A 17,313-nucleotide genomic window follows, 5' to 3' on the forward strand; every position below is an offset into this window, starting at 1 on the left:
AAGCGGAGCCGATAGGTCCCGGCGGCCAGCGCCGTCACGCGGACCGTGCGCGTCACCTCCTGTCCGGCGCTGACCCCGCCGAAGGCGAGGCTTGGCGGGTCCGCCAGCAGCGGAGCGGCCGCCGCCTTCGCCACGTCGATCCGTCCTGCTCCTCGCGCGAGGGGCGGCAGGAGCGCGCCTTCGGCGTCGCGAACCTCCGGCGAGGCCGTCGCCATCAACGCCGCGCGGACCTGGGCCGGCGACCACTCAGGACGAGCTTGCCGCAGGAGGGCCGCTGCGCCCGCGACGTGCGGAGCAGCCATACTGGTGCCGGACACCTGACCAAACCCTGCCAACGGGTTCGGCGCGGGCCCGTAGCCCGCCGCGACGATATTGACGCCGGGCGCCACCACGTCTGGCGTGAGGGTGCGGTCTGCAGACGGGCCCCGGCTGCTGAACTCAGCAAGGAGATTTGGGGTCGAAGAAACCGCTGTTGGGCGCGGGTCGATCCGCAGCTGCGCCGCCTCGCCTACCATCTCGACCCAGCGTTGCAGGCGCTCGCCGGCGCTCCGCCCGATCATTCCGACAGGAATGCGGATCTCTTCGGCCTGTCCGCCGAACCCCTCGATCGGCTGCTCCCCGCTATTGACAATCAGCACCGCGGCAGCGCCGGCCTCTTGCGCATGACGCGCTTTCTCGACAAAGGGGCAGATACCGCGCGCGATGATCGCGACCCGGCCGGCGAGCGAGCCAGCCGGCAGGGGGTCGCAGGCTGCGCGCGGCTCAGACGGCTGCACGAGCGCAATCGGCAGCGGCCCGATCGGTGCGGTCAGGCGCGGCCCGAAGGCCGCCCGGCTGGAACGGACCCTCGCTTGGTCGGCCGGCTCATAGCCAACGAGTTCAACCGACTGGCGAGCGATTTCTCGGCTCGTTGTCACTGCGCCGACCGAGATCACGCCGCGAGCGTTTGAGGGGCTGTTTGTGGTCGCCACCCCTGGGCCGCTGTTGCCCGCGGCATTGACAACGACCACCCCTGCCCGGACAGCCGCTTCGACAGCACGCACCATCGGGTCGGCCCAGCCGTAGGTCGCGGCGTACGACGAGCCCCAAGAGTTGTTGATGACATCTGCTCCATCCCGCACGGCATCCTCGAGCGCCGCCACCAACTCGACAGTGAACGCATTGCCGTTGACGAAATCGCTCTCACTCCGCGAGGGATAGAAGACCCGGTAGTTCATCAGATAGGCGCCGGGCGCCACGCCGCTGATCTCAACGCGGACCCCGTCGACGGTGGCAACGACGCCGGCATTGCCGGCGACGATGCTCGCGACATGGGTGCCGTGGCTATCGCCGTTGGGACCAGGAAGCGGGGTGTCCTCACCGGGACGCGGGGGATCATCGGGTCGAAAGTAGGCGCGCGCGGCGATCACCTTGGGTGTTGTAAAGCGGGTATCGCCTTTCGGGAAGCCCGGGGGATAGGCATAGCCCGTCGGATCGAAAGACGGGTGCGTCGTGGCGATCCCGCTATCGATGATGGCGACTTTAACCCCGCGGCCAGCATCGCGCGGGCTGCCGCCGACCTGGCGCCACAGCTCCGGGGCACCGATTTGCACGATATCCGGCGCGTTCGCCAGCCGATACGGGCGGTCCGGCGTGACCGCGCGCACTCCGGGCACTCGGGAGAGCGGGCCTGCCGCGGCGACCGGCGCGCGGACGGCCAGCGCGTTGAGAAGGACGCCATAGTGGCGCTCGACCGTCGTTCCCGGCACCGCCGCCATCGCCCGGCGCGCTACCTGCTGCTGCTGCGCGGCGATCTGCTCGAAGACAGCGCGGGCCGGCGGCGAGTCGAAATCGGGCCGGGCGACCGGCGCGGGCCGGCCAAGTCCGGCGCGCCCCTCAGCGGCGAGCAGGAGGTCGACCGCGGCCGGCGCATCCAGTTCGACCAGAAAGCGAGCGAGCGGTGACGCCGCAGCATGGCCGGGCGGCAGGAAAGCAGCGAGAAGAAGGAACGCCAGCAGGGGTGCGAGGGCGCGCCAGGTCATCGCTACCGACGGTATTTCAGCCGCTTGAAGGCCTCCGCGTACGCGAAGCCGGGCACCTCGCCGATATTCGCGGCGCCCTCGCGGATACGCTCGGCAAGCCCTTCCCCTGACCCGACTTGGCTGACGTGGCAGCGCAGCGCCGCGATCTTCTTCTCGATAAAGTCGGTGATATCGACATAGACATCCGGATGCTCGGCGCCCATCACCCACGCCTCGGCCGTCTTGTGCGGTTCCAGCCCTTCAGCGATCTGCTCGGGAAAATACAGGTGATCGCGCGCGGCAGGAAAGACCGAGTCGAGCGCAACCGACCCCGCCACGCGGTGGTCGCGATGCTGCGCAAAGAGGCTGAGCCGACGCACCGGGTCTTGGCAGACGACAACATCGGGCCGGTACGTCCGGATCGCCCGGACGATGTCGCTTTGGAATTGGGGAGTGTCAGCCAGAAAGCCGTCGGGATAGCCGAGGATTTTGAACTCCTTGATCCCGAGCACCTTGCAGGCCTCCGCCTGCTCTGCTGCCCGAATCTTGGCCAGGCGCTCGCTGGTCATCGAACGGTCGCTGCTCCCTTTGTCGCCGTTGGTCGCGATCACGAGAAAGACATCGCGGCCTTCCGCGCACCATTTCGCGACCGACCCGCCGCAGCCAAACTCCATATCGTCCGGATGAGCCGTGATCACCAGGATCGACCGGTATTCCTCGGGCATTTCGGACATCAACCCTTTCTCCGCTCGTGGTGGTTCAGCAAAAACGGCGGCCAGCTGGGGCTGCCATCCCTCTAGTCTACGTCACGTTGGCCGCTTCCTGACCAGCAGCGTATGCTGAAACGTAAGCACAGTCTCGCCACGTTGGTTAACAATGCGGTTGTCAAGCCGGATCACCCCCCGGTCTGCCCGGCTCGTCTCGCGGGTCTCAGTGATCGTCACTTCATTGTGAATGGTGTCCCCCGGGCGCACCGGGCCGTGATAGCGCACGCTCTCGACGCCGAGCAAGGCGAGCAAGGTGCCGGTCACCAACGGCTCTGTCGACGCGAGGCCGATCGAGAGCGCGAGCGGACCAGGCGCGATGCGCCCCCCAAAGGGCGACGCGGCAGCGTATTCCTCATCGAGGAACTGCGGATTGTTGGCGCCGATAAGGCCGGCGAAGAGCACGATATCCGCCTCGGTGATGGTGCGGCCGTCGGTTCGAAAGCGCTCGCCGACGGCAAACTGGTCGAACCAGCGACCGAAGCGCACTGGCTGTGCAGCCGGATGGTCCATCGCGCTCAGTGTAGCGAAAGCGCGGCGCCTCCGTCAGTGAAGCGCGCGCCACGTCAGCCAGTCGCGGAGCGCGTCGAGCCGGCGCGTGGGGATGGGGTCGTGCCAGTCAAGGTCGTAGCGGTTTTCACTGATCAGGATGCCCTGCCGGCTGACGCGGAGCACCATCTCTCCGGTGCTGGGAAGCCGGACGGCCACCTCGCCAAGGCACGTCGCCGCGTTCGGAGCGGCGACAGCCGTTCGCCGGAAGAGCTGATGCCCGTTCAGTTCGGCGACAACCTCCAGCCTGTCGAGCGCGGCAAGCGTGTCGTTCACGATCCAGAGCGTTCCCCGCAGTTCGTCGCCGGCCCGGTAGGGGCGCAGCGGATATTCGACTGAGGCGAGGACTGGCGCGTACCATCCCTTGAGACAGCGGAACGCGCGCTTCGGCCGCCCGAAGTAGTCGATGACCGACCAGCTGATCGCGGGCCAGGGCTCATTCAGCTGCCAGAAGATCGTGCCGGTCGCGGCGCCCGCGCATCGACGCATATGCTCGATCGCGACCTGCAGTCCATTCGCTTGCGCTCGCTGGGTAGCAGCGGCAAAGGCCGTGAGATCATCGAGGCGAGCCTGCGCATAGCGCTGGAGCTTGTCGAGCTGCGCAGAATGCCGTTCCCACTCCGGCCCCGGGGCAGGGTCGTCGGGTAAGGCTGCCCAGAGCGTCTCCACCGCGGGTGCTGCCTGCAGGCCGAATTCCGAGAGGAGCGGCGCGCGCTCGAGCCGGTAGTCGGCCACGTTCGCCTTGGCGTGCCAGACCCGCCAGTTGTGCCGTTCCCCCGCGCTCGGCGAGGCAGCGCGAAAGGGCCGGCTGCCGTCCTCACGCGCGACCGCATTGGCGATGGCGGCGACGACCGGACGGTTCCGGTTCGGATTGAACTCGTTGCCCCCGCACCAGATCACTACCGACGGATGGTTCCGGAGAGCGCGGACGATCCCGCGGCACTCCTCTTCGACAAACGCCGCATACGCGCGGTCACGCGGAAAGTGGTCGAAGAAAGCGACCGAAAACGGAAACTCTTGCCAGACCAGCATCCCCAGTTCGTCGCAGATGCGATAAAACGCCTCGCGCTCCCGTAGGCCGCCGCCCCACACCCGCAGCAGATTGACGCCCGCCGCTTTCGCCTCTTCGATACGGGCGCGGTACTCCTCCTCGCCTAGTCGGCTAAGGAGCGAGTCGTTCGGCACCCAGTTGGCGCCCCGGATAAAGAGCGTGCGGCCATTGACGACGAGCCGAACGCAGTCATCGGCAGGTGCGCCGCGCCCGCGGTGGCTTGGCGCTCCCATCTCAACCGTTCGAATGCCGACACGCTCGCTCCACCGGTCAGAGAGCGCCCCGTCAGCGGCAAGCCGCACCTCGAGCCGGTAGAGCGCCGGCCGGCCGCGCTCCCACGGTTCCCAGCGTCTCGCTTCCGCGAGGGAGAGGCGCAAGCGCCGCAGCGAGCTGCCGGCAGGAGCAGCCCACTGCGCCTCCGTCTCCGCCACGTTCGCGCCAGCATCATCGGTGAGGCAGGCGACAGCAGTCAGGGTGGCGGGACGCTCGAGGTCGAGTTCGAGGTCGAGCGTGACGAGGGCGCTTGCGGCGCAGGGACGCGAGCGCACCGCAAGAGCCACGATCGCCGCCGGCCCCGTCGTCTGGAGCAGAATGTCATCCCAGAGCCCGATCGTCGGGAGGGGCGGCGCAAAATCCCAGCCGTATGTCATCTGACACTTGAGCGTGGCGAGGCGAGGAGGAAAGAGGGTGCTGCCGAAAACGTGGCGGAACGCCCATGCCATCAGGCGTTCGCGTCTCCCAAGGCGCGGCGTCGGCAGGGTCAGGGGCGCAGCGCAGCGGACGGTGAGCGTGCCTCCCGCCGCGGGGAGCGCGACCCTGCGCTCACTGAACATGCCTCGGAACCGCGCAACCACCTGCGTATCGATCGCGATCTCGCCCTGATAGTCGATCCCCTTGAAGCGCAGAAAGCGCCGGTGCGGAGCGGGCGGGATCGAGCGGCGAAAAATCCAGTCCCGCTCTGCGACCCACTGCGACTCGCTGGCTTGGCGGCCGACGAGCGGGTCCGGAATGCGGCCGGCAGCGAGAAGGGAGAGACGCACATCCCCCGGGAGCACTGCCGGAAGCCATTCTTCTGGAGGGCCACCTGGGCGCGCCGGAGCGCACTCCCAGCCATCGTGCAGCGGAACGATCTCGCCCAGTTGCGAACTTGCAGGAGCCAATCGTCGCCCGAAACGGAGGAGGTCTTGGACGATAGGAAATCGTAATACGTTTTGTCTTGCCGGGCGAGTGAGGGGGTGATAGAGTTGCGGTCGCTTCGGACGGGACGACCGGGCGTCGGCCGCAGCCTCCACCGACCTCGCCGTTCCTCACCACCAAGTCGTGGCACGCGGCCACGATGGCGTGGCCGCCCGAAGCGAGGCGCTCCCACTGCTCTCGCGAGCGATGAGGAGCGCTTCGCCGCTATTCCGGATGCTTCGGAAACGCCAGAGCGTGGTGGGTTCGCGCCTTTTGGAAATCTGAACGCGTGGTTCTCCCACGCCGCGTGGAGGGTCGTGCGATGGTGAACGGCGTCGGGCCAGCGCGGACAGCGCGCGAGATCTGGCAAACCGCGCTGGGGCAACTCGAACTCCAAGTCAACCGGACCAGCTACCTCACCTATCTGAAAGACACGACCGGGTACAGCTTCGACGGACAGTGCTTCACGATCGTCGCCCCGAACACTTTTGCCCGAGATTGGCTTGACGGCCGCCTCGCCTCGACCGTGAAGCGGACGCTCATCGACATCGTGGGCGCTCCGGTTGATGTCCGCTTTGTCGTGCGGCCAGAGGAGACAACCTCGCGCGCCCCCTCCACCCCCCTCGAAGAGTGGGCGGACTCTCAGCCGCTTGCCGTGCGCAAAGCGCGGCTGAACCCTCGCTACACCTTCGACTCCTTCATCGTCGGCGCGAGCAACCGCCTCGCTCATGCCGCTGCCGAAGCTGTCGCCGCCCAACCGGGGAGCGCCTACAACCCCCTCTTCATCTGGGGGGGCGTCGGGCTGGGCAAAACGCATCTCCTCCACGCGATCGGGCACCGCGTCGAAGCGCGGGGGCTATCGGTGATCTATGTCACCTCCGAAACGTTCACGAACGAGTTCATCCGAGCGATCCGCGACCGGCAGAACGACGCCTTTCGAGAAAAATACCGCAGCGTCGACTTGCTTCTCATCGACGACATTCAGTTCCTCGCCACCAAAGAGCAGACGCAGGAAGAGTTTTTCCATACCTTCAACGACCTGCATAGCAATGGCAAGCAAATCGTCATCACCTCAGACCGCTCGCCGAAGGTGATGCCGTCTCTCGAAGATCGGCTGCGATCGCGGTTCGAATGGGGACTGATCGCCGATATCGAAGCGCCCGACTTCGAGACAAGAGTGGCAATCCTCGAAAAGAAGGCGCGCGACTGCAACGCCCAAGTACCTCGCGAAGTGCTCGAGCTGATCGCGCACAAGTTCCAGAACAACATCCGCGAACTGGAAGGCTCGCTTAACAAGGCGCTGATGTTCGCGCGCACCCACGGCGTCCCGCTCACGCTCGAGGTCGCGCATCAAGCGCTCTTGGGGGGCACCCAGACAATCAACCGCCGGCGGGTCATCACGCCGCGGCTCGTCATTGAAACTGTCGCCGCCTATTACCGTGTCGACCCGAGCGACCTCCGCGGCAAGCGCCGGGATCAGCACATCACTCATCCGCGCCACGTCGCGATGTACATCATCCGCGAAGAGACGCAGTGCACCTATCAGGAGATCGGGGCTGAGCTCGGCAAGCGCGACCACTCCACCGTTATGCACGGCTGCGAGCGGATTGCCTCAGAGCTGAAAACAAACCAGCAGCTTGTGCGCGAGGTGAACGAGATCCGCACGCTGCTCTATCAGCAAGGGAGCGGGGGGATCAAATAGCCGGGCGCGCAAGGGCGACAATGTCGACCGGCAGACCCCGCTCGTCAAGCGCGAGGATCGCCTCCGCGAGCTGTTCGGCGCGTTCCGCAGTGACAAGCCGCGTCGCGTTGATCATGAATTTCAGGCGCAATTCTTCGGGGGAGAGCGGGTTGTCTGGCCCGCCGCGGTTTGCCATCACTCGTTCCTCAACCACCCGGCCATCGCGGAAGTGGACCCGCACGATCGCGGGAAACTGGTACGGATAGATCGCGTCTGCCTCCGGGTCGGCATACGGCTCGACCTTCGCGGCAAGCGCAAGCACCCGGGGGTCGCGCGCCTTTTCATCGGTGAAATCGTCGAACGAAACCCCAAGCCCGCTCCCGCCGAGGAGGGCGGTTGCGACTGTGAACGGTCCGCTGAACTGCGCATGGTAGCCGCTCTGGGGGCGGATCTTCTCCTCGCGCGGCTGACCGATCGTCCGGAGGGTCGGGCCGGCAACGCCAAGCTCGATCCGCTCGACTTGGTCGGGGTCGAGCGGACCATACTTTCGCCGGATTGCGATGGCGGCGTCGATCCCGCCGTGGGTGTAGTGGTTGGCAGGATAGGGCTTGTAGAAGATCTTCGGGATTGACCACTCCTCGCCCAGCCCGCCGACGACATTCGCCGGGTCGAACCGAGCATCGATGAACGCGTTATAGAGGCCGAACCGGCCTTCTAGGACGGTCGGCGGCCCGGTATAGCCCGCTTTGGCCAAGAAGGCAGCGAGGAGCCCGCTGTGCGCCGCCCAGCCGCAGTGCAGCCGCTTGACCGACCCGCCAGTGCGGTTCGCCTCGATCACGCCGCTCGCGAAGCTGGCAGCGATCCCAAGCGCGTTTCGAATGCCATCCACGCCGAGCCCAAGCAGCTTCGCCCCAAGGGCAGCCGCGCCCATCGTTCCGCAGATCGCGGTGGTATGCCATCCTCTGTCGAACCAGACATTCCCCTCCGGCAGCTGCCCGCCCATTCCGATGCGAACGCAGACCTCGATCCCCACTGCGGCGGCAGCGATCGCGTCGCGCCCGCTCGCCCCAACCGCTTCTGCCAAGGCGAGCGTTGCCGGAACAATCGACGCGCTCGGATGGAGAATCGACGGGAGATGGGTATCGTCGAAATCGAGGCTGTGAGCGAGCGTGCCGTTCACCTGCGCCGCGACCGGCGCGGGGAAGCGGCCGGCCCGCCCGACTATCCCCGCCTCCTCCCGTCCCCCCCACGCCTCCGCGAGAGCGATCACGCCGTCGGCCAGCCCTTCAGCGGCAGCGGCAAGACAGATGCCGATGGTGTCGAGGATCCGATCTTTGACACTGCTCACCACTGGCGGGGGCAGCGTTTCAAAGGTGACGGAGGCAGCAAATTCGGCGAGCTGGTGGCTGAGCGTCCGGTCGGTCATGCCGCCACCGCCAGCGGCCGCACCGGGCAGCCTGTCGCGCCGACAAGGCGAAGCGGAATGCAGATGAAGAGAAACTCGTAGACGCCCGCTGCCGCCAGTGCCTCGAGGTTCACGTTTTCGAGGATATAAATGCCGGCGTCGACGAGGAGCACTTTATGAGCAGGCAGCAGGCTATGCCCTGCTCCTGGCGCCAGCCATTCGTAGGCCATCGAGTCATGGCCGGTCGCGCGCACCCGGCGCTCGGCCAGCCATTCGGCCGCCGAGACATCTGGCCCCGGCACGCCGCTCTCGTGGCCGAGATAGGTCTCCGGCTCGCTCCAGTGCCGCGCCCAGCCCGACCGGATCAGCACCACATCCCCGGGCTGGGGCTCCCCGATCCCTTGCCGACGCGCCACCGCGCGCAGCTCCTCGGCCGTGATTTTCTCCGCCGGCGGGAGCGTGGCGACGCCGCGCGCCCCCGCGACATCGAGCAGGAGGCCGCGGCAGAGCATCGGCGCGATCGTCTCGACCCCGAGCTGCTTGAACCGCCCCCCAGTCTGCGCCTCCGCCGCATCAACGCCGCCATGCAGCATGCCCCTAAAGCCGACGTGGGCCAGGGCATCGATGTGCGTGCCGGTATGACCACCAAGCACCATCATCTCGTTCGCGGCGGTCACCCCGTCGGCGCGCACCGAGTCGCCATGACGCCGAAGCAACGCCATTCGGAAGCCGGGATGGTTCGGCGAGACCGGGATCGTCGGCTCGAGCGGGTGACTGAGGTCGAACACCCGACTGGATTGCAGAAGCGTTTGCCAGGAGGCTCCTGTCATCGTCCACTCCGTTCACGCGAAGTCGTGGTCGGATTGTACGGGCGGTGCGCGTACACTCACGCCGACGCCTCGGTTCAGCGCTCTCGCGGCGCAGGGCAGCGCGAGCGCAATTACGTGCGGTCAGCCGCGCCGAGGCGGGCAGCAAGCGCAAGGAGCGCGCGGGCGCGCTCGACAACGGGCAGGTCGACAAACTCACCGCTCGGAAGCCGGAGCGCGCCGATGCCGTGGTCTTCCGCCTGCTCGGCAGCCTCAACGATCGCATGAGCCGCTTCCAGTTCAGCGTCGCTCGGCGTGTAGACCCGGTTGATAATCGGAAGCTGACGAGGGTGGATGGCGCTCTTGCCGAAGAAGCCGAGCGCCCGTCCGGCGCGGGTGTCGCGCTCGAGGCCCGCTTCGTCGTCAAGCCGCGGGTAGACGCTATCCACCGGAGCGCGGACCCCCGCGACGCGCGAGGCGAGGACAAGCCGAGATTTGGCATAGAGCAGCTCTCGCCCGTCGGGCGACTCCGGGCGAGCGTCGATATCGGCGGCAAAATCGACAGCGCCGAAGGCGAGCGCTAAGACCCGCGAGTCGGCCTCGGCGATCTCAGCTGCGCGCCAGACGCCGACCGCGCTTTCAATGCCGAGGACAAGCTTGACCGAGCCAGCGGGGAGCCCCGCCGCTGCTTCGGCATCGCTCACCCAGTCCGCGACGAGCCGAACCGAACGCGCGCTCTCCATCTTCGGAACGCGGATCCCCGCCAGCCCCGGCCGCACGACGGCGCGCACTTCCGCCTCGGTCAAGCCCGTCTCGGGGTGGTTCACCCGCACAAAGACGAGCGGTCCGCCAGAACCTGCCCGTGCCGCGACCGCCTCCGCGACCATCGCGCGCGCCCGCTCTTTCTCGCCGCGCGGCACCGAGTCCTCGAGGTCGAAGATGACTGCGTCTGCCTCCGACTGCGGCGCCCGTTCAAGAAGCTTGGCGTTGTTGCCCGGGGCGTAGAGCCAGCTCCGAATTGGAGGGATCACTAGATGACCCCCTTCGCTTTCAGCTCGGCGAGGCGCTCCGGTCCGATCCCGAGTTCTCCGTAAACCGCCTCGTTATCCTGCCCGAGGCGACGCCCCGCCCAGCGAATCCGTCCTGGGGTCTCCGACATGCGGAACATGACGTTCTGCATTTTGATCGGGCCAAGATCTTCATCTTGAACGGTGACGATCGAGTTGAGCGCCTGATACTGCGGGTCATTGAAGATATCGGCGATGTCGTAAATCGGCGCGACTGCTGCCTCCGCCGCCTCAAACTTCTCCATGACCTCTTTCAGATCATGCTGGGCGATCCAGCCGCCCACATATTCATCGAGAAGATCCGCATGCTTGGCGCGCTCCGCGCCGCTCTTAAACCACGGCTCATCGATCACCTCCGGATGGCCCACAAGGCGCATAACGCGCTCCGCGATGTTCTGGGCGCTTGTGCTGATCGCCACCCATTTGCCATCGCGCGTCCGGTAGATATTGCGCGGCGCGTTGTTCACGGAGCGGTTGCCCGAGCGCTGCTGGATGATTCCAAGCTGGTCGTAGACGATCGGCTGAGGGCCAAGGATGCTGAAGATCGGCTCGATGATCGCCAAGTCGATCACTTGGCCTTTGCCGCCGCGAGCATCGCGATAGTAGAGCGCCATCAGGATCGCATTCGCGCCCGCCAACCCAGCGATCCCGTCCGCCAAGCCAAACGGCGGCAGGGTGGGCGGTCCATCGGGTTCGCCAGTGATCGCCGCAAACCCGCTCATCGCCTCGGCGAGCGTCCCGAAGCCCGGCCGCTGGGCATAGGGACCGAATTGGCCGAAACCGGTTGCCCGCATCACTATCAAGCGCGGGTTGACAGCGAGCAGCCGGTCCGGCCCGAGGTTCCACTTTTCGAGGGTGCCGGGGCGGAAGTTCTCGATAAAGACATCCGCCGTTTCCACCAACTTGAGCAGGATCTCCTGCCCTTCCGGATGACTGAAGTTCAGCGTGATCGCGCGCTTATTCCGGCTGACGATCTTCCACCAAAGACCGTGCCCCTGCTTGGTGTAGCCATGCGTGCGGAGACTGTCGCCGCGCGGGTGCTCTATTTTGATGACATCGGCGCCGAAATCCCCGAGATACATCGCCATCAGCGGGCCCGCGAGGATCGTGGCGGCGTCCAAGACGCGAATGCCCTCTAAGGGCAGTGGACGCCCGTTGGTCGTCATCAGTTCTGTCCCCCGTGCGAAGTGGATACGAACCGGCGCGTTCCAGTGCTAGAAGTAGGATACTGCACCGGTGCCCGCTCTTCATGGTCGCCTACCGGCTGCCGAGCCGCTCCCGCAGCCGCGCTGCCGCAGCGACCGGGTCGCTCGGCAGATGCAGCGCCCACGGCGGCGCGCTCTCCCCGATCACGCCGACGAGAGGCGCGGCGCCGCGCAGACGGTCGAGCGCGCCTGCCCCTTCCACGAGGAGCGCGGGCGCGTCGAGCCGCTGCGCGAGCCGCGCCACAATTGCGAGGGGAACGCATTCGCCGAGGGAGAGCACCGGCACGCCGTCGCGCGCGAGCAGCACCCCAACGGCGAGCGCCCCGATATCCGTGCCCATCAGCCCGGCGAGGATCACGGGCGCCCCTTCGCGCTCGAAGGCACCGAGCAGCCGAATGAGACGGGCACGCAGCACCTGGCCGGCAAGGTGGGCCGCCTCGGCGGGCACGTCGTCGCGCTGCAGGATGATCGCGCGCGCCGCCCTCGCCACCCACTCCTCGAGCGAAAGAAGCGCCCCCAGTTCCTCGAGGCGGCGGAGCAGCATGGCGTAATCCGCCTGCCGCAGCGCGGTCGCAAGCGCCGCCTCCGTCTCCGGCGGCGCCGCGCGCGTGGCGACCGCCGCCGCCGCCTGCGCGGCGCTCGTTCCACGCTCGCGAAGCTGGCGGATGATCGCCAAGTCTGCCTCAGAATAGAGCCGGCGGCCGCTGGCGGTCCGCTGCGGTCGCGGCACGCCGTAGCGACGTTCCCAGGCGCGGATCGTATCGGCGGGGACCCCCGTCCGCTTCACGACTGCGCCGATCGTCAGCAGCGGCGTCGATGATTCGCTCATACGCCCGCCTCGCCGACCGGCAGCCCAACGCGCCGCATTAAGCGGAGGGCGTTGGTCGAGGGAGCAAGGCCGTGCCGCAGCCGATAGTCGAAGCGCCTCACCGCCTCTTCACCGCTCTACTCAACCTGCTCGCGGAAGTGCACGCGCCGCCCCACCCCCGCAAGCTGAGATGCGGACGCGACTGTCACGTCGTCGAGCGCTCCAATCGCTCTACCGGCGACAAGATACGCCATGACCCGGCGCACCGCGAACTGCCGCTCGGCCATGTTCGTCTCCAACCAGCGGCGCCGGGAGCGCCGCGGCGTTCCCCCGCCCACGCGACGAGCGCTCGAGACTTCCTCTCAACTCGGCAGCAAGACGAGCGAGCAGAACCAGCGGCTTCTGGAGCTCGACCTTCGGCGCGAGTTCGCGGACCGCCGCTTGCCGGCGGCGCGCCTCCTCAAGCGGTGCCGGAGGGAGCAGCCAGCGCGCAAGCACCGGCTCGGCAGGCGTCCCCCCGACGCAGTCGAGGAGATAGAACTGCGGCGCGCGTCCGACCAGGCCGAGGTTGGCGGCAGCGGGGTGCCCCTCCGGCGGGCGGGGTCGATGGCGGACCGGAACCTCCTCCCCTCGGCGCAAGAAGCGCAACTCCGCCTCTGCGTTCAGCTGCTCGAGCAGGCGCAGGCGTCGCCGCCGGCCTTCAAGGCGGCCGCGGACCAGAACGAGCGCCGCTGGTCCGCCCGCTGCCGCCGCACGGGAGACGTTCTGGACGAGAACCCCGCCGACGACGAGAACCGCCGCGCCCAGCCGGCCGTTCGCGACGAGGCTCCAACGCCGTTCCACCCTCAGCTGCTCGGCCCGATAGCGGGCGCTCCGTCCGCAGTAGAAGGAAGCTGCCGGGAACGCAGCCGCCGCCGAGGGGGTGGCTGTCTGGAGGAGCGACATTCTTGTGCGCGCTACTCCATCGCGAAGTGCCCATTCGCTCGAACGCAGACATGACCGTCCGGGTTGATCGGCGCGCCGCAGAGGGGACAGCGCGGGCGACCGGCCGCGACGATCTCCTCAATCTGGCGGCTCAAATTTTTCAGCATTGCGCGGTTCGCACGGCAGACGAAATCTGGTGCTTCGTTCTCGCTGGTTTCGGGAAGATAGACAACAACGACGAAAAGGTCGCTCGATTCATCGAAGCCGAGCCCCAGCCGCCCGACCGGCGCGTCGATCGTTTCGAACGTGGAAGCGCTTCCCGTCGGCACCATGCCTTCGCCCGCATGTTCATCCATCTGGGCGAGGAGCTGCTCAATGGCCAAGCCGAGCGCTTGGAGCTGCTCCTTTTCGATCCAGAGGGAAGCCAATTCCTGCTCGTTCGCGATCAGCAGCCGGAAGGTGCGACGGCCCGGCGGGCCATAGGACTCGGCGTCTAAGCGGACGACCGGCCCAAAATCGCGTGGTGTGCTCGCCATCGGTCGCGAGTTGTCCCTTCGCCAAAATTCCGCCGCGCCCGAGGATGCAGTCGTCCCCGGCTGTCGGCAATTATACGGAACCATCTTGGATCTCCTGGGAGGGCGGCATGGCGGGCATCCGGCGAGGCTACCTGCGCCTTGAACACGGCCTCGTGCACCTTCGCTATGGAGGACGCGGCGCGCCGCTCATCGTCCTCCACGACGCTGGGCAGTCCTCGGCGACCGCAGAGCGCCACAATCTGCTCGCCCAGCTGGGAGACCGGTTCCGCGTCTACGCCCCTGACCTCCCCGGCCACGGCAGAACTGACCCTTGGCCAGTTCCACCGACGCTGGCCGACCTCGCCGACTTCGTGCGCGCTGTCGCCCACGAGATGGGCGACCCGTCGGTGCGCGTTCTCGGCATCGGGCTCGGCGCCCTGATCGGCGCGCAGCTTGCTGGGAGCGCTCCTCATGCTGTAGAAGCGCTGGTCTGCGCCTTCCCCCCGGCCTTCCCCCGCGAGCAGTGGTCGATCGACAGCGACGGGGAGCGCCTTAGGAGGAATTTTGCGCATTGGCACGCGCGCTTAGCCGACCAGCCGAACGGGCTCGCCGAAGCGACCTCCCTGACCGTCGAAGAGGCCGAGGCAGGAGCGCACGGCGCTCAGGCCGCTGAGCTCAGCCGCGCAGCCGACCGTCGGCGGCTGTTTGGGAAGCTCGAACGATCGACACTGCTGATGGCAACGCTCGGCGACCCCCAGTTTGACCTTCTGAACGACCTTGCAGACGGCAACCCGCGCCTTGAACTCGCTCTTGCCCCCCCGGGACCGCTGTTCGGCGCCTTCGAGCCGGCAACGTTCCGGGCAACGGTTGAAGATGTCCTCTGGTAACATCGACACCACCGCAAGGAGGCGCGATGGCAACTCTCCCCGCCACAGCGATCGTCGCCGCATTCAGCGACGCGGTCTGGCGCAAGCGCGATCTCGACGCTATCGACCGGTATTTCGGGGACGACTACGAGGACCCCGAGATCACCGGCGAGCCCCGGGCAGGATTGAAACAGTTTTTCTCCGCCTACTTCGCGGCCCGCCCAGACTTCCAGCTGACCGCCGAGGACTACATTACCGAAGGCGACCGCGTCGTGCAGGTGATCAGCGGAGAGTTCACGAACACGGATGAGCCCGCGCCCCCGTCGGCGTGAAGATGATGATGCGCGAGATCAACATCTTCACCGTTCGAGACGGCAAGATTGTCAGCCGGTTCGGCATCGGTCGCTCGCTGCCGGCAGAGGGCGCTGCGTAGGGAGGCTAGGCGATCCTCCTAGCCTGGGGCGGCGCGTTGCGAGGACCGCTCTGCCCTCCCGAGAAGCGCGGCGAGCTCTCGAACTGCGACGCTCCACGGGTGGTCAGGCTGGGTGAGCGCGAGCAATTCATTCCCCTGCGGATGCGCCAGCTCCGGCGCCAGGGGCAGCACCGTGGCAACCGGCAGGCGATAGGCTGCTTCAAATTCGCGCCGCAGCTGGAGCGGGCTCGCCGTTGCTGGAGCTTGGCTTACTACCAGCAGAATCCGGCGCGCCCCGAGCCGTTCGGCGAGCCCCACCATCACTGCGGTCGCCTGCAGGTCTTGGGCATCCCGGCGCGCCAGCTCGATCAGGAGGTCAGCGGAAGCGACGGACAGCAGTGTCTCCTCTCGGAGCCCCGCGCCGACCTCAATCAGCAGCCAGTCGAGCTCGAGACGCTCAGTCATGTGACGAAGCGCATCCTTGAACACCCCTTGGTCCAGCGCAGTTGGAGCGGGCGGCGCCAGCCACTCACGCCAGAGCACGCGCGGCGCGACGACCAGCCGGCCCGCGCCCGAGAGCGGGAAGAGCCGGCCGGTCACATCGATCGCAATCTCCTCGATGGGAATGCGTCCCCAGAAGTAGTCTGCTACCCGTTGCGCGAAGCGTGCCGCCTCAATGCCGAAGAGAGCAGGGATCCCCCCCGCTTCATCGCCAAAATCCACGGCGCCGACCCGCTTGCCGTTGAGCGCGAGGAGCGCGGCGACATTCGCGGCGAGCGACGACCGCCCGACACCGGGACGGAACGAATGGAAGGCAACGAGGGTTGTCACTGCCGACACGCCTACTCGCTCGGGGCAGGGGAAGGCGCCTCACCGGCAGGAGCGCGCTGTATCCCCCGACGCAGTTCCCGCGCGCGCGCCTGCAGTGTCTGGAAGTAGTCGGTGCCGGTAATCTCCTCAACCTCGCGCGCTTTTTTCGCCTCGTCGATCTCAATCCGCAGTTCGACAATCTGCTGGCGCAAGCGCGCTTCGCGCTGGAGCACTTCCTCGGCCATCCGGCCAAACACCTTGGCCAGCTGCCCGATCTCGTCAGCGCCCTCCGTCGCTCTCAGCTGACGCGCCTCTGTCTCGCTCAGCTGCCCATTTTCCATCTGCTCGGCTGCCGCGGTGAGACGGAGCAACGGCCGCGAGAAGGCCTGAGCAACCAGCATCGCGTTTGCGATGGCGAACAGGAGCGAAACGAGCACGGTGAGCACAATCTGGGCAGTCAAGGTGTTCGTCGAGAGTGAGGGAGCACCCGACGCCGACGCGGCCAACTGCTGGTTGAGCGAAAACTGCTGCGCCAAAAAATAGCCGAGCAGCAAGGTAGGCAGCGCCGCAGAGATCGTGATCGCAATGAGTAAGCGGCGCAGCAGCCCAGAACGCAGCCAGTTTCGATCGCGCAGATCAATACGCTCGGCGTTGTACATCACGATCGGAACGAGAATGAGGGTATTGATCGTGTTCGAGAGAAAAAGCGGAACGAAGCGGGCCGTCATCACGAATTCGAAGCTGGGACCAACTGCCCGACACCACGGTTGCGGCGCTTCGGCGCGGCAGAGCCAGAAGTCAAAAGCCGACAGGGTAAACATTCCCGCGGCGACGCCAAGCGCTGCAACCATGAGCGCGGCAACAACTTGCCCAACCGTACGATAGCGAGGCTTCAGCAGCCACGCATAGAGGCCGGGAATGAAGCCGAGAAGCCCATTGCCGAGATGAGCATGCCAGAAGGTGAACGCTCGCGGGATGAGTGCCGGGTTCGCCGCATTGAAAATCAGCCAGTCGCCGAACGCATTGCCGAAGAAGCCCACCCCAATTCCGACGAGCGGTCCGTAGAAAAATCCCATCAGGATCGGCACAATGACGGCAGGACGAAGAACAAGACTGACATTGATCGCATTGATCGATAAGTTGATGAACGATGTTAACCAGGAAAAGACGCCATACAGGACAATTCCAACAAGGAGCGCAATCGCCTCACGCCGCCCAAATAACCGGACTTGCCGCTTCATCGCTCTTCCTCCTCGATCGCTGCAACCTCTTCG

15 protein-coding genes and 1 pseudogene are annotated in these 17,313 nt (G+C 66.7%); 3 read left to right on the forward strand and 13 right to left on the reverse strand.

All coding sequences use genetic code 11. The annotated features are described in order from the left end of the window. Window positions 1–185: 185 nt before the first annotated feature. The 4 genes and pseudogenes from NZ773_08535 to NZ773_08550 all read right to left on the reverse strand — a co-directional run bounded on the left by NZ773_08535 (window position 186) and on the right by NZ773_08550 (window position 5,404). Window positions 186–1,757 (reverse strand): annotated as a pseudogene (locus NZ773_08535) (S8 family serine peptidase). Between the two features lie 266 nt (window positions 1,758–2,023). Next, window positions 2,024–2,734 carry a PIG-L family deacetylase gene (locus NZ773_08540; protein ID MCS6801972.1) on the reverse strand — a complete coding sequence of 237 codons (711 nt, stop codon included), beginning with the start codon at window positions 2,732–2,734 and terminating at the stop codon, window positions 2,024–2,026. A 72-nt stretch (window positions 2,735–2,806) separates the two neighbouring features. Beyond that, window positions 2,807–3,277 carry a MaoC/PaaZ C-terminal domain-containing protein gene (locus NZ773_08545; protein MCS6801973.1) on the reverse strand — a complete coding sequence of 157 codons (471 nt, stop codon included), beginning with the start codon at window positions 3,275–3,277 and terminating at the stop codon, window positions 2,807–2,809. A gap of 33 nt (window positions 3,278–3,310) precedes the next feature. Beyond that, the gene (locus NZ773_08550) at window positions 3,311–5,404 is read right to left on the reverse strand and encodes a hypothetical protein (GenBank protein ID MCS6801974.1); all 2,094 of its coding nucleotides are present in this window, start codon (window positions 5,402–5,404) and stop codon (window positions 3,311–3,313) included. Between the two features lie 443 nt (window positions 5,405–5,847). On the opposite strand from NZ773_08550, the gene dnaA reads away from it, so the two are divergent. After that, on the forward strand, window positions 5,848–7,242 hold the full coding sequence (dnaA, locus tag NZ773_08555) for a chromosomal replication initiator protein DnaA (protein ID MCS6801975.1): 1,395 nt from the start codon (window positions 5,848–5,850) through the stop codon (window positions 7,240–7,242). Here the strand turns inward: dnaA and NZ773_08560 are convergent. The 7 genes from NZ773_08560 to NZ773_08590 form a co-directional block, all read right to left on the reverse strand. Next, the gene (locus tag NZ773_08560; protein MCS6801976.1) at window positions 7,235–8,647 is read right to left on the reverse strand and encodes an MmgE/PrpD family protein; all 1,413 of its coding nucleotides are present in this window, start codon (window positions 8,645–8,647) and stop codon (window positions 7,235–7,237) included. The genes dnaA and NZ773_08560 overlap by 8 nt on opposite strands. Next, window positions 8,644–9,456 (reverse strand): cyclase family protein, encoded by an 813-nt coding sequence (locus NZ773_08565; protein MCS6801977.1) that lies wholly within the window; start codon window positions 9,454–9,456, stop codon window positions 8,644–8,646. The genes NZ773_08560 and NZ773_08565 overlap by 4 nt, the downstream gene beginning before the upstream one ends. A 110-nt stretch (window positions 9,457–9,566) precedes the next feature. Then, the gene (locus tag NZ773_08570) at window positions 9,567–10,463 is read right to left on the reverse strand and encodes a CoA ester lyase (GenBank protein MCS6801978.1); all 897 of its coding nucleotides are present in this window, start codon (window positions 10,461–10,463) and stop codon (window positions 9,567–9,569) included. After that, window positions 10,463–11,665 carry a CoA transferase gene (locus NZ773_08575; protein MCS6801979.1) on the reverse strand — a complete coding sequence of 401 codons (1,203 nt, stop codon included), beginning with the start codon at window positions 11,663–11,665 and terminating at the stop codon, window positions 10,463–10,465. Before NZ773_08575 ends, NZ773_08570 begins: the two co-directional genes overlap by 1 nt. Window positions 11,666–11,756: 91 nt before the next feature. Next, window positions 11,757–12,533 carry a MerR family transcriptional regulator gene (locus NZ773_08580; protein ID MCS6801980.1) on the reverse strand — a complete coding sequence of 259 codons (777 nt, stop codon included), beginning with the start codon at window positions 12,531–12,533 and terminating at the stop codon, window positions 11,757–11,759. Between the two features lie 210 nt (window positions 12,534–12,743). After that, a complete protein-coding gene (locus tag NZ773_08585) occupies window positions 12,744–13,355 on the reverse strand; it encodes a hypothetical protein (protein ID MCS6801981.1) in 612 nt (203 codons plus the stop codon). A 113-nt stretch (window positions 13,356–13,468) separates the two neighbouring features. Next, window positions 13,469–13,972 carry a DUF3090 domain-containing protein gene (locus NZ773_08590; protein MCS6801982.1) on the reverse strand — a complete coding sequence of 168 codons (504 nt, stop codon included), beginning with the start codon at window positions 13,970–13,972 and terminating at the stop codon, window positions 13,469–13,471. A gap of 107 nt (window positions 13,973–14,079) precedes the next feature. Here NZ773_08590 and NZ773_08595 point away from each other — a divergent pair, with 107 nt between their 5' ends. Beyond that, entirely contained in the window at window positions 14,080–14,838 is a 759-nt protein-coding gene (locus NZ773_08595) for an alpha/beta fold hydrolase (protein ID MCS6801983.1), read from the forward strand. A gap of 26 nt (window positions 14,839–14,864) precedes the next feature. Then, window positions 14,865–15,149 carry an ester cyclase gene (locus tag NZ773_08600; protein ID MCS6801984.1) on the forward strand — a complete coding sequence of 95 codons (285 nt, stop codon included), beginning with the start codon at window positions 14,865–14,867 and terminating at the stop codon, window positions 15,147–15,149. Window positions 15,150–15,268: 119 nt separating this feature from the next. Here the strand turns inward: NZ773_08600 and NZ773_08605 are convergent, their stop codons facing one another. Both NZ773_08605 and NZ773_08610 read right to left on the reverse strand, forming a co-directional pair. Continuing rightward, window positions 15,269–16,060: a hypothetical protein gene (locus tag NZ773_08605; GenBank protein MCS6801985.1), complete on the reverse strand. Its 792-nt coding sequence runs from the start codon at window positions 16,058–16,060 to the stop codon at window positions 15,269–15,271. An 11-nt stretch (window positions 16,061–16,071) separates the two neighbouring features. After that, a complete protein-coding gene (locus tag NZ773_08610; GenBank protein MCS6801986.1) occupies window positions 16,072–17,280 on the reverse strand; it encodes a HAMP domain-containing protein in 1,209 nt (402 codons plus the stop codon). Window positions 17,281–17,313 lie beyond the last annotated feature (33 nt).

Source organism: Dehalococcoidia bacterium, assembly GCA_025054935.1.
GTDB lineage: Bacteria > Chloroflexota > Dehalococcoidia > SpSt-223 > SpSt-223 > JANWZD01.